At 69.9% G+C, this 22,418-nt stretch carries 17 protein-coding genes; 8 read left to right on the forward strand and 9 right to left on the reverse strand.

Going from position 1 to position 22,418, the window contains the following annotated elements; genetic code table 11:
• Positions 1-109: 109 nt before the first annotated feature.
• From AB0878_RS42610 to AB0878_RS42625, 4 genes are all read right to left on the reverse strand, one after another.
• Positions 110-1,561, reverse strand: coding sequence for an SdrD B-like domain-containing protein (locus AB0878_RS42610; RefSeq protein ID WP_366587679.1), 1,452 nt, complete (start codon positions 1,559-1,561; stop codon positions 110-112).
• Positions 1,562-1,616: 55 nt separating this feature from the next.
• The gene (locus AB0878_RS42615; RefSeq protein ID WP_366587681.1) at positions 1,617-3,716 is read right to left on the reverse strand and encodes a PhoX family phosphatase; all 2,100 of its coding nucleotides are present in this window, start codon (positions 3,714-3,716) and stop codon (positions 1,617-1,619) included.
• 92 nt (positions 3,717-3,808) lie between these two features.
• On the reverse strand, positions 3,809-5,029 hold the full coding sequence (locus AB0878_RS42620) for an MFS transporter (protein WP_366587683.1): 1,221 nt from the start codon (positions 5,027-5,029) through the stop codon (positions 3,809-3,811).
• On the reverse strand, positions 5,019-5,495 hold the full coding sequence (locus AB0878_RS42625) for a MarR family transcriptional regulator (protein ID WP_366587685.1): 477 nt from the start codon (positions 5,493-5,495) through the stop codon (positions 5,019-5,021). Before AB0878_RS42625 ends, AB0878_RS42620 begins: the two co-directional genes overlap by 11 nt.
• A gap of 65 nt (positions 5,496-5,560) precedes the next feature.
• Here AB0878_RS42625 and AB0878_RS42630 point away from each other — a divergent pair, with 65 nt between their 5' ends.
• Positions 5,561-6,202, forward strand: a complete 642-nt coding sequence (locus tag AB0878_RS42630; RefSeq protein ID WP_366587687.1) for an HAD family phosphatase — start codon at positions 5,561-5,563, stop codon at positions 6,200-6,202.
• 58 nt (positions 6,203-6,260) lie between these two features.
• On the opposite strand, the gene AB0878_RS42635 is transcribed toward AB0878_RS42630, so the two are convergent.
• Both AB0878_RS42635 and AB0878_RS42640 read right to left on the reverse strand, forming a co-directional pair.
• Positions 6,261-7,349, reverse strand: a complete 1,089-nt coding sequence (locus AB0878_RS42635; RefSeq protein WP_285971412.1) for an inositol-3-phosphate synthase — start codon at positions 7,347-7,349, stop codon at positions 6,261-6,263.
• Positions 7,350-7,421: 72 nt separating this feature from the next.
• Positions 7,422-7,967, reverse strand: coding sequence for a PadR family transcriptional regulator (locus AB0878_RS42640; RefSeq protein WP_366587689.1), 546 nt, complete (start codon positions 7,965-7,967; stop codon positions 7,422-7,424).
• A gap of 257 nt (positions 7,968-8,224) precedes the next feature.
• Between AB0878_RS42640 and AB0878_RS42645 the strand changes: the two genes are divergently transcribed.
• The 3 genes from AB0878_RS42645 to AB0878_RS42655 all read left to right on the forward strand — a co-directional run bounded on the left by AB0878_RS42645 (position 8,225) and on the right by AB0878_RS42655 (position 14,675).
• On the forward strand, positions 8,225-8,626 hold the full coding sequence (locus AB0878_RS42645) for a DUF5318 domain-containing protein (protein WP_285971410.1): 402 nt from the start codon (positions 8,225-8,227) through the stop codon (positions 8,624-8,626).
• 115 nt (positions 8,627-8,741) lie between these two features.
• Positions 8,742-11,756: a transglycosylase domain-containing protein gene (locus AB0878_RS42650; protein ID WP_366587692.1), complete on the forward strand. Its 3,015-nt coding sequence runs from the start codon at positions 8,742-8,744 to the stop codon at positions 11,754-11,756.
• Positions 11,757-12,032: 276 nt separating this feature from the next.
• On the forward strand, positions 12,033-14,675 hold the full coding sequence (locus AB0878_RS42655; RefSeq protein WP_366587695.1) for a transglycosylase domain-containing protein: 2,643 nt from the start codon (positions 12,033-12,035) through the stop codon (positions 14,673-14,675).
• A gap of 210 nt (positions 14,676-14,885) precedes the next feature.
• Here AB0878_RS42655 and AB0878_RS42660 read toward each other — a convergent pair whose 3' ends face one another.
• Positions 14,886-15,968 carry a Gfo/Idh/MocA family oxidoreductase gene (locus AB0878_RS42660; protein ID WP_366587697.1) on the reverse strand — a complete coding sequence of 361 codons (1,083 nt, stop codon included), beginning with the start codon at positions 15,966-15,968 and terminating at the stop codon, positions 14,886-14,888.
• Positions 15,969-16,025: 57 nt separating this feature from the next.
• Between AB0878_RS42660 and AB0878_RS42665 the strand changes: the two genes are divergently transcribed.
• Positions 16,026-17,093 (forward strand): ROK family transcriptional regulator, encoded by a 1,068-nt coding sequence (locus tag AB0878_RS42665; RefSeq protein WP_366587699.1) that lies wholly within the window; start codon positions 16,026-16,028, stop codon positions 17,091-17,093.
• A 36-nt stretch (positions 17,094-17,129) separates the two neighbouring features.
• On the forward strand, positions 17,130-18,713 hold the full coding sequence (locus tag AB0878_RS42670; RefSeq protein ID WP_366587701.1) for a glycosyltransferase 87 family protein: 1,584 nt from the start codon (positions 17,130-17,132) through the stop codon (positions 18,711-18,713).
• 187 nt (positions 18,714-18,900) lie between these two features.
• Here AB0878_RS42670 and AB0878_RS42675 read toward each other — a convergent pair whose 3' ends face one another.
• Positions 18,901-19,629: a TetR/AcrR family transcriptional regulator gene (locus AB0878_RS42675; RefSeq protein WP_366587703.1), complete on the reverse strand. Its 729-nt coding sequence runs from the start codon at positions 19,627-19,629 to the stop codon at positions 18,901-18,903.
• Positions 19,630-19,717: 88 nt separating this feature from the next.
• Between AB0878_RS42675 and AB0878_RS42680 the strand changes: the two genes are divergently transcribed.
• Positions 19,718-20,578, forward strand: coding sequence for an SDR family oxidoreductase (locus AB0878_RS42680; protein ID WP_366587705.1), 861 nt, complete (start codon positions 19,718-19,720; stop codon positions 20,576-20,578).
• Between the two features lie 97 nt (positions 20,579-20,675).
• On the opposite strand, the gene AB0878_RS42685 is transcribed toward AB0878_RS42680, so the two are convergent.
• Positions 20,676-21,449, reverse strand: a complete 774-nt coding sequence (locus tag AB0878_RS42685; RefSeq protein ID WP_366587707.1) for a deoxyribonuclease IV — start codon at positions 21,447-21,449, stop codon at positions 20,676-20,678.
• Positions 21,450-21,560: 111 nt separating this feature from the next.
• Between AB0878_RS42685 and AB0878_RS42690 the strand changes: the two genes are divergently transcribed.
• The gene (locus tag AB0878_RS42690; RefSeq protein WP_366587709.1) at positions 21,561-22,400 is read left to right on the forward strand and encodes a hypothetical protein; all 840 of its coding nucleotides are present in this window, start codon (positions 21,561-21,563) and stop codon (positions 22,398-22,400) included.
• The last annotated feature ends 18 nt before the right edge of the window (positions 22,401-22,418 follow it).

A 22,418-nucleotide genomic window follows, 5' to 3' on the forward strand; every position in this document is an offset into this window, starting at 1 on the left:
GATCACCCTCTGCCCCAAACGCATCGGCACCATCGTCCAAGCAGCACTCGTCCTCACCCACCACGAACACCACGGCCGCTACTGAGAAAACCTCATTGGGGTGGTCGGGTCAGGCCGAAGGGGTCGGACTCGCCGAAGGGGGCTGGGTTTCCGTAGGTGCCGGGGTTTGAGAAGGCGGTGGCGGCGGAGCGCTCGACGTCGGGGCGGGCGCCGGAGGCGGCGGGGGTGGCGGGGCCAGGCCCAGGTCCGCGTTCAGGTTCTCGTGCGTCGCCCCGCCGAGGGTGAACGCCGCCGTGCAGCCCGTGGCCGGGTCGACATCGGAGTCGCGCGCCGCGTCGCCGGCCGCCCGCTTCGTCACGGTAAGCCCGTCCGGCAGGTGCGAGACGTCGAAGCAGACCTGGTACGTCCCGTCCTTGCGCTTGTCGAACAGGTACGAGCCGTCGGCCGCGGTTTTCGTGGTGGCGAGGGTGCCTCCCGCGCCGTCCTTGAGTGTCACGGGGATGTCGGCGACGCCGGGCTCGCCGTCGTCCTGCAGGCCGTTGCGGTCGGTGTCGCGCCACACGCGGTCGCCGATCTTGTCGATCAGCGGCAGCGGTGTCACGGTGATCGACGCCGTGGCCGACTGGTCGGTCAGCGCGCCGCTCGGCGAGGTGACGCCGGTGATCCGCATCTTGTTCACGTGGCCGGTGTCGTTCTCGGCCAGGTTCGGGTGGTCGCAGGGCACGGCGTTCGACCCGCCGGGCGCCAGGTCGAACGCGCCCGGCAGCGACGAGCACCACGAGTCCTTCAGCAGCACGCCGGTCAGCGGCTGCGAGCCCGAGTTCGTGACGGTCGTGCGGTAGTGCGCGGTCTCGCCAGCCGGGATCGTGGCCGACGGGCCCCACTCGCCGGTCGCGGGGTTCTGCACCTCCAGCTTCACCGTGTACGCGGCGAGCTGCAGGTTCACGCAGTCCCACATCACCCAGTTGCGGTTGGTGGTCGCGAAGAACACCACCGACGTGGTCCTGTCCGGCGCCGTCTGCGCGGGGAAGTCCTGGCGCGCGAGCTTGCCGTCGGACTGCACGTCGTGCGTGACGTTCTGCGACTTCTCCAGCAGCGTGCGGCCGGCGGAGTCGGTGAAGCGCAGGCCGGTCGACTGGGCGTTGGCGCGGTCGGCCAGCGCCGAGCCGACGGAACCCGTCGCCGCCGAGAGCGTGTAGATGCCGCCGGGCGCGGCGGGCAGGGTCTGGGTGGCGGAGCTGACGCGGCCGTCGGGCGTCTGGATCTGCGCGTTGAGCTTGCCGTCGGACGCGTGCGCGGTGTCGGTGACGAGCTTCGGCACCTTGTCCGGCGGCGTGCTGCGCGGCACGGGCGCGGCGGGCGTGAACACGTAGCCCGCCGGTGGTCCGCCGGGCGAATTCGCCTGCTCGACGCTCGGGTTGGGGGCCATTCCGCCGCACGCCGGGGTGTCGGCTGCCGGAGCGGAACCCGGAAGGACGACGACGAGCGCACCGGCCAGCACCAGGGTGCAGGCCGACGCGCCCGCCGAACGTCCGATCGCGACTTTTCCTGCCCGCCTCACCCACCGAAGCTATTACTCCGCACGGGTTCGGCGCAGCGGAAGCCACTCCAAAGAGTTACCGCACGCCGATGCGGCCGGCGAGCCCGAAGCGGCCCTTGCGCCACACCGAAACGATGGCCGGGCGCGGCTGCGCGGTGCCGCCGTCGGGCCAGTGCGACGACGGGTTCGCCGAGCTCGCCGCGTTCTCACCCGGGTGCTGCACAGCGACGAGCACCAGGTGGTCGGTGACGACCGGCCCGCACGTCTCCGCGCCCACCGGCACGGACAGGAACTGCTTCACGTGCCCGCGCTCCGGACCCGACACGGGCACGGAGAACAGGCCGTCGTTGGCGCCGAGCGTGTTGCCGTCGGTGGAGATCCACAGGTTGCCGTGGGGGTCGAACGCGACGTTGTCCGGGCACGAGATCGGGCTGACCTGGTTCTTCGGGAAGCCGCCGAAGTAGGTGTCGGCCGTGGCCGGGTCGCCGCAGACCAGCAGCAGGCGCCAGGCGAACCGCGTCGACGCCGAGTCGCCGCGCGCTTCTGCCCACTCGAGCACATGACCGTTCTTGTTGCCGTTGCGCGGGTTCGCCTCGTCGACGCCCGCCTTGCCGGCCGCGCCGCGGTCGGTGTTGTTGGTCAGGGCCGCGTAGATCCGGCCGTTGACGGGGTTGGGCTCGATGTCCTCCGGGCGGTCCATCTTGGTGGCGCCCGCCTTGTCGGCGGCCTGGCGCGTGAAGACGTACACCTCCTCGGCGGTGAATCCGTCCACAAAGGACTTGTTGCCACTGGCCAGGGGGATCCACTCGCCGGCGCCGTCGAACTCGCCGTCTTCCGGGAGCTTGCCGGCGCCGTCGATCTCCGCGGCGGGGCTGTCGCCGGTGAACTTCGCGACGTAGAGCGTGCCGTCGTCCAGCAGCGCCGAGTTGTGGCGGCGGGCCAGGGCGGACGTGCCCTTCTTGTACTTGCCCTTCGACACGAACTTGTAGATGTACTCGAAGCGCTCGTCGTCACCGGAGTACACCGCGACGCGGCCGTCGGCGGTGATCTTCACGTTCGCGGCCTCGTGCTTGAAGCGCCCGAGCGCGGTGTGCTTGACCGGCGTGGAGTGCGGGTCGTTCGGGTCGATCTCCACAACCCAGCCGAAGCGGTTGGGCTCGTTGGGCTCGCGCGGCACGTCCCAGCGCTTGTCGAACCGCTCCCACTTGCGCGTGCTCTCTCCGGTGCCGATCACGTACCGCTTGAGCCGTGCGGCCTGCGCCGGATCGGTCACCTGGTCGGCGTTGGCGAAGTACTGGTGGAAGTTCTCCTCGCCGGAAAGCACGGTGCCCCACGGCGTGACGCCACCGGAACAGTTGTTCTGCGTGCCGCGCACGCGCTTGCCCGACGGGTCGGCCGACGTCTTGAGGTACTTCGAACCGGCCGCCGGGCCGCGGACCTCGAAGATCGTGTCGAGCGTGATGCGCCGGTTGAGCGGGCTCGCCACGGTGCGCAGGCCGCCGCCGATCGGGCCGCGCAGCGTCTGGACCACGGACAGGCCGTGGGCCGCCCACGCGATCTTCACCTGCTCCTCGGTCGGGTTGGCCGGGTCGTACTGGTCGGCCGGGAACAGGTGCACCTCGGTGGTGTACTCGTGGTTGACCACGAGCAAATTGCGCAGCCCCAGCGAATCCTGCGGGATCAGGCTGACGAAGTCGTTGTTGTACCCGAACTGCTTGGCTTGCGCGGCCGCGGTCTGCCTGTGGAAGTCGAACTTCGGCGCCCCCGGCACCACGGCGTCGCCCCAGCGGATGACCACGTGCTGGTCGTAGCCCTCGGGGATGCTCACGCGGTCGAGCTTGTTGGGCGCCACGGCGTCGAAGTCGGTGCCGGGCACCGGATGCGGGCGGCCGCCGCCGCTGTGGCCGCCGGGGTGTCCGCCGTGGTGGGCGGGCGAAGCCGCGGCCGAGCCCGACAGGGCGGCGAACCCGCCGGCCGCCGCGGCCATCACGGCGCCGGCCTTGAACACGCCACGCCGGGACACGCCCTTCGCGACGTCGCCGAAGTACTCGTTGCCCGAGGGGTTCGGCGCCTCGTGCGAACAGGCGTTGCCGCAGCGGTATTCGCAGGTCAGGGGAGAACGGCCGCCAGGGTGAGTGGCGAACAGGGGCAGCAGTCGCCCGCGTTCCGTCGACACAGGGCCTCCAGGTCACTTCAGTAAGGGAACAAAGCGACCATATGCGGCAAAATCGGACCTTCAAGTGAACAACAGATGTATTCGGCTCGGCTTCAGAGTTCCTCTTCGCCCACCAGAGCGGCTTCCTTCGGCACGTCGTGCGGGTCGGCCTTCTTCTCGCGCAACGACAGCAGCACGGCGGCGATGAGGCACAACACGGCCGCGATCACGAACGGGCCCTGCTCCCAGCCGAGCCAGTCGGCGACGTGCCCCACGAGCGTGGCCGCGACGGCGCCGCCGAGCCACCGGCAGAAGTTGTAGCCCGCGCTGGCGACCGGGCGCGGGGCGGTGCTGATCGACATCGCGGTGCCGGTGAACAACGTGTTCAGCAGCCCCGAAACCAGGCCCGAGAGCACGATGCCGATCACCACGACCGTCTTGTTCGGCACGGCCAGCACCAGCATCAGCACGGTGTAGCCGAGAACGGCGAGCGCGGCCGCGTGCCGTTCGCCGAACCGCGCGGCGAGCTTCGGCGCCAGCGCGACGCCGGCCACCGCCACGCACAGGCCCCAGCCGCAGAAGATCAGCCCGACGGCGATCGCGCTCCAGCCCAGCACGAACGGCGACCACGCCAGCACCGCGAAGAACGCCGCCGTGTACAGCGCCGATGCGACCGAAGTGCGCAGCAGACCGGGGTGCTTCAACGCGCGGATCGGGTCGAGCAGCTTGATCGGCTCACGAAACTCATGCGAATCGCTCTTCAGGAACACCGAGCACAGCACGAGCGCGCCGGCCATCAGCACCGCCGTGCCCAGGAACGGGCCGCGCCACGAGATCGTGCCGAGCAGCGCGCCCAGCAGCGGGCCGACGGACAGCCCGACACCCAGCGCGGCCTCGTACAGCAGGATCGCGCCGGACTGCCCGCCCGTGGCGGCGCCGACGATCACCGACAGCGCGGTGGCGATGAAGAACGCGTTGCCGAGGCCCCACACCGCACGCAGGCCCACGAGCTGCTCGATCGAACCGGCCGCGGCGCACAACGCGGTCGCGGCGACGATCAGCGTCAGCCCGACCAGCACGGTGCGCTTCGCGCCGAAGCGCGCGGACATCGAACCGGTGAACAGCATCGCGATCACCTGCACGCCGAGGTACGACGTGAACAGCAGCGTGACCTGCGACGGCGACGCGTTCAGGCCCTTGGCGATCGACAGCAGGATTGGGTCGACCAGGCCGATGCCCATGAACGCGATGACCGCGGCGAACGCCGTGATCCACACCTGCTTGGGCTGGCCCTTGACCGCGTCCAGCAGGCTCGAGTGGTGCTCAGCGCTCATCGCTGATCAGTTCCTCCTCACTTTTCTTCCCGGGTACGACGTGGAAATCGCGGATCAGCTTGCCGAGCGCGGGCAGGGCGGCGTCGATCGCGGCGCGCTCCTCGTCGGTCAGCTCCAGCAGCCGATCGCGCATCTGCGCTTCGCGCGCCGCGACGAGCTCGGCGTAGAAGCCCTCGCCCGCCTCGGTGGCTTCGACCAGCACGGCCCGCCCGTCGTCGGGGTCGGGGCGCCGGACCACGAGCCCGAGCCGCTCCAGCCGCCCGACGACGTCGGTCATCGACGGCATGCGCACGCCTTCGAGCTGGGCCAGCCGGCTCATGCGGCTGGGCCCGACGCGCACCAGCTCGGACAGCACCGAGCCCTGAGTGGGCGTCAACGCCTGCGAAGTCTCGCGGCGCACCAGGTAGTAGAGCCGGAACACGACCGGCCACAGGCGGTGCGCGAGATCCACGATTCCGGAAGTCACTTAGCCAGGCTAACAAATTTAGTTAGGGTGGCGAAGTAATTCGCCTCACAGACTAGGCTGCAGGCATGGACGCGGTGATCTTCGACCTCGACGGCGTGCTGGTGGACTCGGAAAAGACGTGGGATGAGGTGCGCCGCGCCGTGGTCGCGGAGCACGGCGGTACCTGGTTACCCGAATCGACCAGGGAACAGCAAGGGATGAGCACGCCCGAGTGGGCGGCCTACCTGGTCAATACGCTCGGCGCACGGCTGACGCCCGACGAGATCGCGCAGACCGTGATCGACCGGATGGCGCAGCGCTACGCATCGGGCCCGCCCGTGATCGACGGCGCGCCCGACGTGGTCCGCGCGGTCGCCCGCCGCTACCCGGTGGCGATCGCGAGCTCGTCACCGCCGGTGCTGATCCAGGCGTTCCTGCAGGCCTGCGACCTCACGTCGCTGGTGCCCGTGGCGGTGTCGAGCGAGGAGGTCGGCGCCGGCAAACCCGCGCCCGACGTCTACCTGCGCGCGGCGAAGCTGCTGAACGTGCCGGCCGCGTCGTGCGCCGCCGTGGAGGACTCCACCAACGGGCTGAAGGCGGCACTGGCTGCGGAAATGGCCGTGTACGCGGTGCCGAACCCGCACTTCCCGCCGGACCCGGCCGTGCTGGAGCAGGCGACCGCCGTGCTGCGCGACATCAACGAGCTCCCGGCCGCGCTGGGCCTGTAAACGCCGAAAAGGGCTCCCCGGGCGAACCGGGGAGCCCTTCTACCGGCGAGGAAACGCGTCAGCGCTCCAGCTCACCGCGGATGAACTTGTCGACCGCGTCGCGCGCGGTGGAGTCGTCGTACTGCTCCGGCGGCGACTTCATGAAGTAGGACGACGCGGAGAGGATCGGGCCGCCGATGCCGCGGTCCTTCGCGATCTTCGCGGCGCGTACCGCGTCGATGATGATGCCCGCCGAGTTGGGGGAGTCCCACACCTCGAGCTTGTACTCCAGGTTCAGCGGCACGTCGCCGAACGCGCGGCCCTCGAGGCGCACGTAGGCCCACTTGCGGTCGTCGAGCCACTGCACGTAGTCCGACGGTCCGATGTGGACGTTGCCCTTGCCGAGCTCGCGGTCGACCTGCGAGGTCACCGACTGGGTCTTCGAGATCTTCTTCGACTCGAGGCGCTCGAGCTCCTTCATGTTCAGGAAGTCCATGTTCCCGCCCACGTTGAGCTGCATCGTGCGGTCGAGCTGCACGCCACGGTCTTCGAAGAGCTTCGCCAGCACGCGGTGCGTGATCGTGGCGCCGACCTGCGACTTGATGTCGTCACCGACGATCGGCACACCGGCGTCTTCGAACTTCTTGGCCCACACCGGGTCCGACGCGATGAACACCGGCAGCGCGTTCACGAACGCCACGTTCGCGTCGATCGCGGCCTGCGCGTAGAACTTGTCCGCCTCTTCCGAACCCACGGGGAGGTAGGAGACGAGCACGTCGACCTTCGCGTCGCGCAGCGCGCCGACGATGTCGACGGGCGCCTCGTCCGACTCCGAGATGGTCTCGCGGTAGAACCGCCCGAGCCCGTCGTAGGTGTGCCCGCGCTGCACCGGCACGCCGAGCGGCGGCACGTCGGCGATCTTGATCGTGTTGTTCTCGCTCGAGAAGATCGCCTCGGACAGGTCGTGGCCGACCTTCTTGGCGTCGACGTCGAACGCGGCGACGAAGTCGATGTCGCTGACGTGGTACTCGCCGAACTGGACGTGCATCAAACCGGGCACGCGCGTGCCGGGATCCGCGTCGCGGTAGTACTGCACACCCTGGACCAGCGAGGAGGCGCAGTTGCCGACGCCCACGATGGCCACCCGAACGCGGCGGTTCTCGCCCATGCCGGTTTCTCCTTCAATCCGTTACTTCATCTGCAGGTCTGGCCGCGACGTTGCGGCCCGAGCGGCGCGCCCTCACTCCTGCGGGTCACGCTGCTCGGCTTGTTCGTGCGCGATCAGCTCGTTGAGCCAGCGCACCTCCCGCTCACTCGACTCGAGTCCCAGCCGGTGCAGCTCGCGGGTGTAGCGGTCGATCCTCTCCTCGGCCCTGGCCAGCGCCTCGCGCAAACCCTCGCGACGCTCTTCCACGCGACGCCGCCGGCCCTCCAGGATTCGCATCCTGACGTCGGCCGGTGTCCGCGAGAAGAACGCCAGGTGGACTCCGAACCCCTCGTCGTCCCAGGTCTGCGGACCCGCGTCACCGAGCAGTTCGGCGAACCGCTCCTTGCCCTCGGCGGTGAGCTTGTAGACGCGGCGGCCGCGCCGGGACCAGGCCCGGTCGTCCGCCTCGTCGAGCTCCTCGACGAGGAATCCCGCCCGCAGCAACCGACGCAGGGTCGGGTACAGCGAGCCGTACGAGAACGCCCGGAACATCCCGAGCGTCTCGTGTAAACGCTTGCGCAGCACGTACCCGTGCATGGGTGCCTCGTGCAGCAACCCGAGGATCGCGAGTTCGAGCACACCGCACCCCCTCACGGGAACAAACCGCAGCGGCCGCCGTTGGCCCAGTGGTCACCGGGCCGGCCGCCTCCACGAACCTACTCGGCAACTATATCGCGCCGATACATCGAAGTGGCGGAAGTAACCCCCGGAAGTGGTCAGACCAGGGCGAACGTCACCAGAGAGTTATCGAATTTCCGGCGTGTCCGACCGGTCGCCCTGGGTGGCCTCCCGCAGGGGGCACTGCGCACACAGGAAGAGCCCGTACTCTGTTCCTCGTGCTTACCCAGCGGCAGGTCGTGGACTACGCCTTGCAGCGCCGTGCGCTGCTGGCCGGCGTCCGCTCCGGACGCGTCGGCGACCATGAGGTGTGCGACGCGAGCCCGTACCTGCTCCGAGCGGCGAAGTTCCACGGCAGGCCGGACGACCGCGCCTGCCCGATGTGCCGCCGGACGCCGTTGACCCTCGTGTCGTGGGTCTACGGCGACGAGCTGAAGCACGTCTCGGGATCGGCGCGGACACCCGACGAACTGGCCCGCATGGCGGGGCTGTTCGGCGAGTTCACCGTCTACGACGTAGAGGTGTGCCGGACGTGCCACTGGAATCACCTGGTCCTGTCCTACGTCCTCGGCACGGGCGAGCCCCAGCCCACCCGGCCGCGGAGGACAGCGGGCCAGTGACGAGTACCAAAACCGCTGCAGAGCACAGGGCTGCACGCTCCGGCTTTTCCCGAACGCCGGTGCCGGCATTGCCGGTACCGGCAGTGCCGGCAGTGCCGCCTTCGGAGGCCCATTCGTGAACGACGATCGCAACCGCTCCTGGCCCGGCCAGGAGCCAGATGCACCTCGCCGTGCCCAATGGCCGGAGGAAGAACCGGGTCCCGCCTGGCCGGGCGAGGACGCCCCTCGCCGCCCGCAGCGGCAGGCCCCACCGCGGCGCAGTCCCAACGGGGCCGCGCCGCGGCAGCCTCGTGGTGCCGCGCCCGCGTGGCCCAGCGGTGACGAGCCGCGTGGTGCGGACCGCCGTGGTCCAGACCCGCGTGGTGGTGCAGACCGCCGTGGTTCGAACCCGCGTGGTGCGGACCCGCGCGGTTCAGACCCTCAGTGGCCGGCTGACGAGCCCCCTCGCCGTCCGCAGCGGCCGCCGCAGCGCCCCCAGCAGTCCCAGCGCGTGCCGAACGCCAACGGCCAGGGCGGCATGCCGCCACGCCGGCAGGCTCCCCCGCCCCCGCCACCGCCCGGTGGCCGTCCACCCGGCCCGAACGGTCCCACCGCGAGCCCGCCGCAGGGATTCCGCCAGCCGGGCCCGCCCGGGCCCGGTGGTCCAGGCCGCACCGCGTCCGGTCCCGTCCGCCGTCCGCCGCAGGGCCGGCCGGAGCCGCCGGCCCCCGCGTACCCCGACCGCGAACCGGACCTGATCACCCACGCCGTCCACAACGGCACGGAGTTCGGCTACGACCCGTACGACGACCGTTACGACGATCGGTACGACAGCTCCGAACACCCCCAGTACTCGGACGAGGACGACTTCGAGGACGAGGGCCCCGAGCTCGACGAGAACGGCAAGCCGATCAAGCCGCCGCTCACGCCGAAGCAACGCAAGAAGCGCCGCTGGAAGATCATCCGGCGCATCGCGTACGCATGCGTGGGTCTGTTCATCGTGGTGCCGGCCGTCGCTTTCGTGATCACGTACTTCCTGGTGAAGGTTCCTTCCCCGCAGGACGTGAAGGCGTTGCAGAGCCAGCCCATCACGTTCTACTACGCCGACAACCAGGTGATGGGCCGCAGCGTCCCGCCGGGTGGCGACCGCGAGCTGCTGCAGCCGAACCAGATTCCCGACGTCGTGAAGCACGCCGTGTACTCGGCCGAGGACAAGACGTTCGAGACCAACTCGGGCTTCGACATCAAGGGCATCCTCGGCGCGGTCTACAACCAGGTCACCGGTGGTACCGGTGGTGGTTCGACCATCTCGCAGCAGTACATCAAGAAGGCCACCGAGAACGAAGCGCCGACGCTGACCCGTAAGTGGACCGAGCTCGCGAAGTCGTTCAAGCTCAACAACGAAGAGTCCAAATCGGACATCATCACGGGTTACCTGAACATCGTGTACTTCGGCCGCGGCGCCAACGGCATCGCGGCGGCCGCGAAGGCCTACTACGGCAAGGACGTGAGCCAGCTTTCCCCGTCGGAGTCGGCGCTGCTCGCCGGTCTGATCCAGCTGCCGAGCCGCTCGGAAGACCCGGCGTACACGCAGAGGCGCTGGAGCTACGTGATGGACCAGATGGTGGCCAACGGCTGGCTGTCGAAGGCCGACCGCGACGCCGCGACGTTCCCCAAGCTCGTGCCCAAGGGCTCGCAGGCGAAGGAGAACGCGGGCACGCTCGACTACTTCATCCAGCAACGGATCCTCGACGAGCTCGAAGCCAAGGGCTACGACCAGGACAAGCTCTACAGCACCGGCGCGAAGATCTACACGACGATCGACCCCGCGGCGCAACAGGCGGCGGTGCAAGCCGTGCAGGACAACATGAAGGGGCAAACCGACCCCGACATCCTGGGAGCTCTGGTCGCCGTCGACCCGAGAACGGGTGGGGTCGTCGCGTACTACGGCGGCCCGAACACGGTGAAGGACGACAGCGGCAAGGACAAGCTCGCCAACGACTGGGCCAACACCCCGCAGAACCCGGGCTCGTCGATGAAGCCGTACGACCTCACCGCGTTCCTCAAGATGGGCAAGGGCCTCGGCGAGACCTTCGACGGCACCAACAACCGCGAGCTCGGCGGCCGCATCGTGCGCAACGCGGGTGAGAGCGCCAGTTGTGGCCCGCAGTGCACGGTCAAGAAGGCCATGGAGGTCTCGGCCAACACCGTGTTCTACGACATGGTGCTGAACGTGACCAAACCCGCGCCCGTCGCCGAAGCCGCGAAGGAAGCCGGGGTCCAGCCGGCGCCGAAGGGCAAGGCCAAGCTCGGCACCAACGACGCCAACATCGCGCTTGGCGGTGGTGAGACGTCGTTGACGCCGGAAGACCAGGCCGCGGGTTACGCGACCTTCGCTTCGGGCGGCATCTACCGCCAGCAGCACTTCGTCTCGAAGCTCACCAACTCCCAGGACGAGGTGGAGTTCGACGAGACGACGCTGCAGGGCAAGCCGGCGTTCGACCCCGACGAGCAGAAGAGCCAGCAGATCGCGGGCAACGTCACCGACGCGCTCCAGCCGGTCATCAAGGAATCGCACCTGAAGTGCCCGACCGGCCACGAGTGCGCCGGCAAGACCGGTACGCAGCAGTTCGACCCGGGCAACCAGAAGAACCTGCCGAAGGGCTACGCGGACCGCAACGCCCAGACGTGGATGGTGGGCTACACCCCGTCGATCTCCGCGGCGGTGTGGATCGGCGGTGACGGCAACAAGCCGTTGCACGACAAGAACAACAAGCCGATCTTCGGTGCCACCATCGCCGGCCCGGCGTGGCAGGACTTCATGGACACCTACCTCAAGGGCAAGCCCACCGAGAAGTTCCCGAAGGTCGACCCGATCGGCAAGGACGCCGACACGGTCACGCCCACGACCCGCACGTCGAGCTCGGTGACCACCACGTCCAGCCCCACCACCACGCAGTCGACCCCGACCACGACGTCGAGTACCACGTCGAGCGAGACGACGACGTCGAGCACCACCACGACCAGCCGTCCCGGCGGCATCTTCGGCGGTGGCCCCGGCAACGGTGGCGGTCCCGGCCGAAACGGCGGTGGCGGCGACGGCGGCGGCGGGGTGGAGGTGACTCCGCCGCCGAGACAGCCAGGCGGATAACACGTGGCGAGGGGCTCCTCTCCGGTCAGGAGGGGAGCCCCTCGTCGTGTCCGGGCCGCCGCGACCCACGCCCGGAGTGCCCCTGCCGGAGTGACCCAGGCGACATCGCCCAGCCGCCACGCTGGGCGTAGTTTTGTCCGGTTCACGCCGCGCCGGGGCCGTTACCCAGAGATACGTCCCGCCGGTCGAGTGAACCGACCCCACCCGCGGTGCGTCCCCTTGTGGAGAGGGGATCTGCGCCCGCAGCACGCCCGCGTCCGAGAAGAGGATCCGCACGTGAACGACGACCGCAACCGCTCCTGGCCCGACCGGGATCCCGATCCGCGGCGTCAACCACCCCCCGCCGGACGGCAGGGGCCGCCGCCGTGGGCCCGCAACCAGCCGCCTGCGGGCGGCGCCCCTCGCACGCCCCCACCCGGCAACCCCGCGCAACCCGGTCAGCCGGGGCAGCCGCCGCGCGCGCCGCAGAACCGCCCCGGCACCCCGCCGCCCGGCTTCCGCCAGCCGCCGCCGGGCGCGCGCCGCCCGACCCCGCCGCCGCGTCGTGAGCCGGAGCTGATGACGCACCACGTGCACAACGGCACCGCCGACGACGGTTACGACGCCCGGTACGACTCCGGGGGACCGCTCGACCCCGACGACGTCTACCCGGACGAGCCGGAGCTCGACAAGAAGGGCCGGCCCGTCCTCACGGCCGCGCAGAAGAAAAAGCGGCGCTGGAAGATCATCCGGCGCAGCATCTACGCGTTCGTCGGCATCTTCATCGTGATCCCGGCGATCGCGTTCGTCATCACGTACTTCAGCGTCGACGTGCCTTCGCCGCAGAGCGTGGCGCAGAACCAGAACCAGGCCGTGACGTACCTGTATGCCGACGGCAGCCCGATGGGCAAAGACGTGCCCGCGGGCGGCAACCGGCAAATCCTCACGGCCGACCAGATCCCCGACATCATGAAGCACGCCGCGATCGCGACCGAGGACTCGTCGTTCGAGACCAACTCGGGCTTCGACGTCACCGGCATCCTGCGCGCCGTGTACAACCAGGTCACCGGCGGCACCGGCGGTGGCTCGACGATTTCCCAGCAGTACATCAAAAAGGCCACCGACAACGACGCGCCCACGCTCACCCGCAAGTGGACCGAGCTGGCGAAGTCGTTCAAGATGAACCAGACGTACTCGAAGCAGGACATCATCACCGCGTACCTGAACATCATCTACTTCGGGCGTGGTGCGTACGGCGTCGGCGCGGCGTCACAGGCCTTCTTCCACAAGGACGTCAAGGACCTCAGCTTCTCCGAAGCCGCGCTGCTCGCCGGGCTCATCCAGCAGCCGGGCCGGTCGGAGAACTCGAAGGTGGCGCACGACCGCTGGAACACCGCGCTCGACCGCATGGTGGAGAACCACTACATCACCGCGGCCGACCGCAAGGCGGCGGTGTTCCCCACGCCGATTCCGCTGTCGGAGGACCAGGACGACTCGACCGCGCCGTACCGCTTCATCTCCGACCAGGTGAAGGCCGAGCTCGCGGCCCACGGCATCTCGGACGACCAGTACTACTCCGGCGGCTACACGATCCAGACGACGATCGACAAGAAGGCGCAGGACCTCGCAATGCAAGCGGGTGCCGACGCGCTGGCGAACCAGTCGGACAAGCGGCTGCTCGACGCGCTCGTGGCCGTCGACCCGAAAACCGGCGGCGTGCTCGCGTACTACGGCGGGCCGACGACCGTCGACGTGAACGGCCAGAAGCAGAAGGCGCGCGACTGGGCCGATACGCCGCAGAACCCCGGTTCGTCGATGAAGCCGTACGACCTCACGGCGTTCCTCAAGATGGGCAAGGGGATCAACTCGACCTTCGACGGTCGCAACAACCGGGAGTTCGACGGGCGCATCGTCCGCAACGCCGGTGACAGCGACAGCTGCTCGGAACAGTGCACCGTGGCCGAGGCCATGAAGATCTCGGCGAACACGGTGTTCTACGACATGGTCCTCAACGTCACCAAGCAGGGCCCGGTCGAGCAGGCCGCCGAGGAAGCCGGCGTGAAGACCAAGGACAACGGCGGCGGCAACTCGCAGATCGACATCTCGAACAACAACATCTCCCTCGGCGGTGGCGACACCAAGATCACGCCGGCCGACCAGGCCTCGGCGTATGCCACCTTCGCGGGCGACGGCCAGCAGCGCGACCGCCACTTCGTGCTGAAGGTGACGAACTCGCAGAACGAGGTGGCCTACGAAGCCCAGGCCCAGCCCGCGAAATCGGCGTTCGCCGACGGCGACTCCGAGCTGAGCAAGCAGATCGCGGGCAACGTGACCAAGGCTCTGCAGCCCGTGATCGGCTTTTCGAAGCTGAAGTGCCCCTCAGGCCACGAATGCGCCGGCAAGACGGGGACGCAGCAGCACACGAAGCGCGCGGGTGAGCCGGCTTCGGCTGCGAACGCCAACGCGCAGACGTGGATGGTCGGCTACACGCCGTCGGTCTCCGTGGCGGTCTGGGTCGGCGGCGACGGCGACCTGGCCCTGCACGGCAAGGGCAACACGCCGATCTTCGGGTCCACCATCGCCGGTCCGCTGTGGCAGAAGTTCATGACGAACTACCTCGCGGGCAAGCCGGCCGAGCGCTTCTCGCAGGTGGACCTGATCGGCGACGCCGCGCCTCCGTCGGACCAGCCGAGCGACACGAACATCCCGCAGGGCGACATCACGCCGACCGACAACCCCAACGACCCGAACAACCCGGGTAACGGCAACGGCGGCAACCCGGTGAACCCCGGCGACCCGAACGGTCCCGGCGGCCCGGTCGGCCCGGGCGGCAACTTCCCGTCGTTCCCGACCCATACGCCGAAACCGCCGAAGAACACGCCCACGGGTGGTCCCACCGATACCGGCGACCCCGGAGGCACCGGCGATCCCAGCCAATAACCAGGGAGTCGCAAGAGAAAGGATCCCCCCATCCGGGTTTCCGGACGGGGGGAGCCTTTTTTCGCGCCCGCAAAGGAAAGCGGGAGGCCGCGAGCTCGGCACTGGGGGTTGCCGAGGTCGCGGCGAGTACTGTGCCGATAATTACCAATCCGACCACAGTCACGGCCGAATGGCTCCGCAGCAACGGTTACCTGCCGCGTGGGGGTCGGCCTACTGTTGGCCGGATTGGTAATCGAGCATGATGACGCGGCCCTCGGTGCCGGAGCGGTGAGCGGCCTCGATCACCCGCAGCGCGGCCACGGAACCGGCCGGGTCCACGGGGAACGCCGCTTCGCCGCGCAACGCGTCGCGCACCTGGGCGTAGAAGTCCTCGTAGCGGCCGACCTCGGTGGGCACGGTTTCGGTGTGGTCCGTGCCGTCGTCGACGCCGAGGGTGCCGGCGTCGGCCTCGGGCTCGACGCCCCAGCCCTCGTCGCCGGGGCGCAGGCCGTCCTTGATCTGGGGTTCCTGCACGTCGAGGCCGTACTTGGTGAAGGCGGCGCGGTCGCCGAGCACGCGGAAGCGCGGGTTGCGCGTGGCCGCCAGGGCGGAGGCCCACAGGTGCGAGCGGACGCCGTTGGCGTGGTGCAGCGCGACGAACACGTCGTCGTCCACCTGCACGCCGGCGCGGCGGCGGTCGACCTCCGCGTAGACCTGCGTGACCGGGCCGAACAGCTGCAGCGCCTGGTCGACAATGTGCGCGCCGAGGTCGTAGAGCAGGCCGCCGGCCTCGGCGGGGTCGCCGAACTCGCGCCAGTTGTCCTTGATCTTCGGCACCCAGCGGTCGTAGCGGGACTCGAAGCGGAACACGTCGCCGAGGCGGCCGGACTCGATCACCTTGCGCACGGTGAGGAAGTCGGAGTCCCAGCGGCGGTTCTGGAAGACGGTGAGGCCGACGCCCTTGGCCTTCGCCGCCGCCACGACCTGCTCGGCCTCGGCCGCGGTCGGCGCGAAGGGCTTGTCCACGACCACGGGCAGGCCGAGCTCGATGGCGCGCAGCGCGAGCGGCACGTGGGTACGGTTCGGAGTGCTCACCACGACGAGGTCGAGGTCACCCGCCCGGGCGAACAACGCGTCGGCGTCGGGCACGATCTCGGCGCCGGGGTACTCCGCACGGGCCTGACCGGCGCGTTCCGGGTTCGCCGTCACGATCGCCGACGGCACCAGGCCCGGCGTCGAAGCCACCAGCGGCGCGTGGAAGACGCGGCCGCCGATGCCGTAACCGAGGATGCCGACTCGCAAGTCATCAGCCATGCCACCCATTAAACAACACTGTTGCGTAACTAGCCAGTTCTTCGGGAGGATCTCCGGATGGCGGAAACCGGGGTCAACCTGCGCGGGCTGCGCCGCTACAACAGAGCGCTGCTCCTCGGTCACATCCTGCGCGCGGGCGGGCTCAGCCGCGTGGAGCTGGCCGAACGCACGGGGCTGACGCAGCAGGCCGTTTCGAAGATCGTCGCCGAGCTGCTCGAGACGCAGCTGCTCGACGTCGAGCGGCAGGCCGCAGCCGGCGTCGGCAAGCCGCGCACGCAGCTGCGGATCCGGCCGTCGGCGAAGTGCGCCCTCGGCGCGCAGCTGGACCGCGACGGGTTTCTCGTGCTGCGCACGGGCCTTTCGGGCGAGGTCGAGGACACCGTCGAAGGTCCGCTGCCGGTCGGGTTCACGCCCGAGCAGGCCGTGACCGCCGTGGTGGACGCGACGCGCAAGCTGCTCGCCGACGTCGATCCGGCGCGGGTGCTGGGCCTCGGCGTCGGCGCGGTGGGACCGCTCGACCGCCGCGAAGGCCGCGTCCGCGACGCCACGAACATGCCGGGCTGGCACGACGTGCCCCTTCGCGACCTGCTCGCCGAGCGCACGGGACTGTCCGTGACGCTCGACAAGAACACCAACTCCGCCGCGGTCGCCCACACGTGGCCCGACACGCCGGAGACCGCCACCGCCGTGGTGCTCGTCGGCACCGGCGTCGGCGTCGGGCTGCTGGTCGACGGGAACGTCTACCGCGGTCCGCGCACCAACGCCGGTGAGTTCGGCCACACCACGATCGCCTACGACGGCCCGCGGTGCGCCTGCGGACGGCGCGGCTGCGTCGAGATCATGCACCGCTCGGCGGCCACGCCCGTCGAGGCCGCGAAGCTGCTGGGGATCGGGCTCGCCGACCTCGTGCAGGTCCTGGACCTGGAGCGGATCGTGTTGTTCGGCCGCACGATCCGCGCGGCGCCCGAGGTCTACCGCGACACGGTCTCGGCGCAGCTGCGCGAGCTGCTGCCGGTGCCGCACTGGCAGCGCATAGACGTGGAGCTGAGCGACCTCGGCGAGGAAGCCGTGGCCCTCGGTGGGGCGTTCGAGGTACTTGCCCGGTTCTACGAAGACCCTAAATGACAGGCGCCTGACCTGGGGGCAGATAGCATCCGCGACGTGCCCGACCAAGCCACCGCCGAAGAGCCGGACGCGGCTCCCCGCACGCTGACGCCAGCGGAGCGGATCGTGCCGAGCTGGAACGACCCGCTCGTCGCCGCGTCGACCAGACCGATCGGCGGGCCGCTGGGCGAACACGCCGCCGTGGGCCGGCACTGGTTCTGGTCCCCGCAGCGCGTAGGACTGGGGCTGGCGATCCTCGCGCTGGTGCTGTGCTGGTTCGGCAAGGCGTCCTGCATCCAGCAGTACCAGGACTCCACCGGCGCCAGCCAGCTCGACTGGCGCGCGGGCCGCCCGTTCGTCGCGATGTGCTACTCGGACATCGTGCCGCTCTACAGCTCCGAGCGGCTCAACGATCCGAAGACCTTCCCGTACGTCTCGTCCTGGCAGGAGGACACGCAAACGGCGGAGAACCAGACCCGCTACATGGAATACCCCGTGCTCACGGGCCTGTTCCAGTGGGTCAACGCGAAGCTCGCGGCGGGCTGGCTCTCGGTCGCGAACTCCGGCTGGCTGCCGAGCGCGCTGCCGGTGGCGATCTACTTCAACATCTCCGCGTTCTGGCTCTCGCTCGCGTGGCTGATCACGGTGTGGGCGACCGGGCGCACGATGAAACGCCGGCCGTGGGACGCGGTGCTGGTGGCGATCTCGCCGCTGGTGCTGGTGCAGGCGTTCACGAACTTCGACGCCATCGCCACGGCTTGCACGGCGGCGGGGATCCTCGCGTGGTCGCGAAAACGGCCGGAGATCGCCGGCGTGCTGCTGGGGCTCGGTGCCGCGGCGAAGCTGTACCCGTTGCTGTTGCTCGGGGTGCTGTTCGTGCTGTGCCTGCGCGCCGGGAAGCTGCGCGCGTGGGGCAGAACGGCGGGGGTCACCGTGCTGACCTGGCTGATCGTGAACGTGCCGTTCATCCTCGTGGCCACGCGCGGGTGGTGGGAGTTCTTCCGGCTCAACACGTTGCGCCCGATGGACCCGGACTCGCTGTACAACGTCATCTCGTACACCACGGGCTGGACGGGCTTCGACGGCGTGCTCCAAAAAGGACAGACGCCGGCGATCCTCAACACCGTGATCGCCGTGCTGTTCCTGCTCTGCTGCGCCGGCATCGCCTACGTCGCCCTCACCGCGCCGCGGCGGCCGCGCTTCGGCCAGCTCGCATTCCTCGTGGTGGCGGCGTTCCTGCTGACCAACAAGGTGTGGAGCCCGCAGTACTCGCTGTGGCTCGTGCCTCTGGCGGTGCTCGCGATCCCGCGCTGGCGGCTGCTTCTGAGCTGGATGGTGATCGACGCGCTGGTGTGGGCGCCGCGGATGTTCTACTACCTCGGCATCGACCACAAGGGACTGCCCGAGGGCTGGTTCCTCGGCACGGTCGTGGTGCGCGATCTCGCCGTGGTGGGCCTCTGCGTGCTGGTGATCCGCGAGATCTACCGGCCGCGCACGGACCTCATCCGGCTCGCCGGCGACGACGACCCGGCCGGCGGCGTGCTGGAACGGGCGCGTGACCGCGTGACGTTCCCCGGCTTCGGGAAGCATCGCCGGCCTTCGCCGACAGCGCCCCCCGTGCCTCCCGTTCCCCAATCCTAGGTGCATTGACCACGGGTGTTGTCAACCGTGGGCGGTGGCGCCGTGGTCAAAGTCGGCGGCGCGTTGTGGACAAGGGCAATGCCGGCCTGAGCCGTGCGGCCGCCCTTGATCCTTCTCGATGGACGCCGCTTCATCGAACGATCTCTCCTCGGGAGGTCTGACCGGCACGAGGGATCCTGACGCGCGATCAGGCGTGCGGAGCGCCACCGTCCGCTGCCAGGCGGGTGAGCCACTCGCGCAGCAGTTGCTGCTCGGCGTCGCTCAAGACATCGGCGTCGTCGGGGAGAGCGGCGCGCAGCGCGCGGGCTGCCGCGGCGGTGCCGGTCTCCGCGGCGGGGACCGTCGGTTCGGCGCGGGTGATGGCGCCGATCATGGCCTCGCGGAGGATGGTCAGCAGCGCCGGATTGCGGCGTTCGGCCGGGGTGGAGTGCCAGGTGGTGACCGCGCCTCGGCCGGTGGCCTGGATGATCTGGGCGGCCAGCTCCTCGTCGACCCGCAGCCACCCGCCGGCCGCCAGGCGGCGCACCCGGCCGTGGAGGATTTCCAGGCCCGCGCGGTGTGCTATGTCCACCCCCCGGCCGGTGGCCCTGCTCATCACCGCGAACAGCTCGGGGCGGGAGATCCCGAACTCCACCACCAGGTCCCAGCCGCAGCGCAGGTCCTCCACCACGTCCTGCGGGTCAGGGTCGAGCTGCGCACGCTTGCTCTCCAGGAACTGCGCGTAGCCGTGCTCGGCGACGGCCTCGAGGAGCCCCTCCTTGTCGCCGAAGAGGCGGTAGATCGCCGGCGGCTGCATCCCGGCCGCGGCGGCGACCGCGCGGGTGCTCACCGCGTCTGGACCGCCGCTCTCCAGGAGCTCGACGGTTGCCTCGACAATGCGGTGACGAGGGCCGGCGGTGGTTTCGCGCGTAGCCATGAACCGATGATATCGAAGATCTGGTTCCAGTGATATTCCAGTGTTACCATCAAAATGATTCCACTGGAAACAGCGTCGGGAGAACCTCATGATCATCGTGACCGGAGCCACGGGAAACCTCGGCCGCCGCGTCGTCGAACGCCTCCTGGAGCGCGTCCCCGCCGACCACGTCGGCGTCAGTGTGCGCGATCCCCGCAAGGCCCAAGACCTCGCTGACCGCGGCGTTCGTGTCCGGCAGGGCAGCTTTGACGACCCGGGCTCGCTCGCGCATGCCTTCGAGGGGGCTGAGCAGCTGCTCCTCGTCTCCCTCGACCGCACGGGCGAGGCGTGCGTCACCGGCCATCGCACCGCTGTCGACGCCGCCGTGAAGGTCGGCGTCGGCCGCATCCTCTACACCAGCCAGATGGGTGCCGCGCACGACTCCCGTTTCCAGGCATGCCGCGACCACGCCCAAACCGAGGACCTGTTGCGCGCCACGGGCCGGCCCTGGACGGCGCTGCGCAACGGCTTCTACGCGGCCAGCGCCTTGCAGTTCCTGGAGTCCGCCCGCCACACCGGCGACGTCGCCCTGCCCGCCGACGGCCCCGTCGCCTGGACCGGCCACGACGACCTCGCCGAGGCCACCGCGGCGATCCTCACCGAGGAGGGCCGCTTCGAGGGGCCCACCCCACCACTCACCGGCTCGGCGGCGCTCGACTTCAGCACCATCGCCGAGATCGCGTCCCAGGCCGGCGGACGGCGCTTCACCCGTACCGTCGTCTTCGACGACGCGTTCCGGGAGCAGTCACTGGCGCACGGCGCCCCGGCACCGATCGCCGACCTGATGCTGAGCATCTTCGCGGCAGCGCGGAACGGCGAGTTCACCGCCGTCGACTCGACGCTGGCCAAGCTCATCGGGCGAGAGCCCGCCACCTTCGACACCCTGCTGGAGCGTGCCTGGGCCGAATAGACCCTGCGGGGCGCGCAGAAGGCGTGGGCCCGCAGGGACGCACCCGGCAACGCGCGGTGATCACCCTGTGAAACACGCGCCCCGCGGGTCACTACACCTAGGCGGTCTGCTTGCGCAGGTAGGCGATGTCGGCCGCCTGGCCCTCGCTCGGCGTCTCCACGACGACGGGGGCGCCGGCCTTGCGGACGACGTCGGCCAGCAGCTCGGGGTCGATCGTCCCGTCGCCGCCGACGACGTTGGCGTGGCGGTCGCGGTTGGAGCCGAACTCGTCGCGCGAGTTGTTGAGGTGCACCAGGTCGATGCGGCCGGTGATGGCCTTGACCTTCTCGACGGCGTCGGCCAGCTCCCAGCCCGCGGCGTAGGCGTGGCAGGTGTCGAGGCAGAACCCGGCGCCGAACTCGCCGACCTCGTCCCACAGGCGCGCGATCACGTCGAGCTCGCGGGTCATCGCGTTCTCGCCGCCCGCGGTGTTCTCGATGAGGATCGGCACGGCGAAGCCGCCCTTGTCCGCTTCGCGCTCGAAGAGCTTGCGCCAGTTGGCCAGGCCCTCGGCCACGTCGTCGCCGGCGCCCACGTGGCCGCCGTGCACGATGAGTCCCTTCGCGCCGATCGCGGCGGCGCCGGTGGCGTGCTGCGCGACGTTCTTGCGCGAGGGGATGCGGATGCGGTTGTTCAGCGACGCGACGTTGATCAGGTACGGCGCGTGGATGAACACCTCGACCGGCGACTCCTTGATCGCGTCCCCGAACGGGTGCGGTTTCGGAGCCTTCCACCCCTGCGGGTCGGACAGGAAGAACTGGACGACGTCGGCTTCTCGCTCGGCGACGGCGGCCAGCGGATCGTCGTCGCGGACATGGGCGCCAATCTGCATGCAAGCACGCTACCCCCGGGTGAATCCGCACCTGACGCCCCAGTTGGTGACGCTCGTGGAGTACCGTGAGCGCGTTCCGTGATCCAGTTCGGGCCGACGGAGGGGTTTTGCATGGGGAAGCACGCCGCCCGGATCGCCACGTTGGGGGTCGCCGTCGCGCTGCCGGTGCTCTCGGCCGCGCTCGCGCTCCCCGCCACGGCTTCCGCGGACCCGAGCCCCACGCTCGACGGCGACTGCTCGGCCACGCTGCAGAACGGCAAGTCCGGCAACGGCCTGTCGCTCGACGCGGGCGCGCCGCTCAACGCCCCCAACCAGCTCACCGTCGGCCTCGATTCGAAGGCGAAGCAGTCGGACGGGAGCAACCCGCTCTTCACGCTCCCGGTGGGTGATGTCGTGCGCGGCCTCGGTGTCGGCGAGGTGCCGGTGGTCGGTGACGCCGCGACGAACGCCGTGTGCCCGCTCGCGCAGAACACGGCCAACGGCGTCGGCAACGCCACGCAGAGCCTGGTCGGTGGCGTGACCGCGCCGATCGTGCCGCCCACCGGCAACCCGCCGGGCGGCAACCCGCCCGGAACTCCTCCCGGCACCCCGCCCGGCGGGCCGGGTGGCCCTGGTGGACCCGGGCAGCCCGGCGCTCCCGGCAGCAGCCTCGACCCGGTGATCACCGGCTCGGGCGACCTGTCCGGCCTCGACTCCATCGCGGGCATCTTCACCAACGCCGCCATGCTGCCGTCCGGGCTCGTGCAGGCGCCGCCGGTGATCACGCAGGTCATCCCAGGCCAGCTGCCCGCGGACCAGGTGCCGACCGTCGACGCGAAGAAGTCGGGCACCGCGCAGGCTCTGCCGGCCGTGACGCCGCCGGCCAAGCTGCCGATGCTCATCGCGGTGCTCGCGCTGGCCATCGTCGCGGCGGCGCTCGTGCGGGCGTGGCTGCGCCGCAAGACCGCCTGACCTCCCGCCTTCTGATTG

The sequence above is a fragment of the Amycolatopsis sp. NPDC047767 genome (assembly GCF_040704195.1).
In the GTDB taxonomy this organism is placed as follows: Bacteria; Actinomycetota; Actinomycetes; order Mycobacteriales; family Pseudonocardiaceae; genus Amycolatopsis.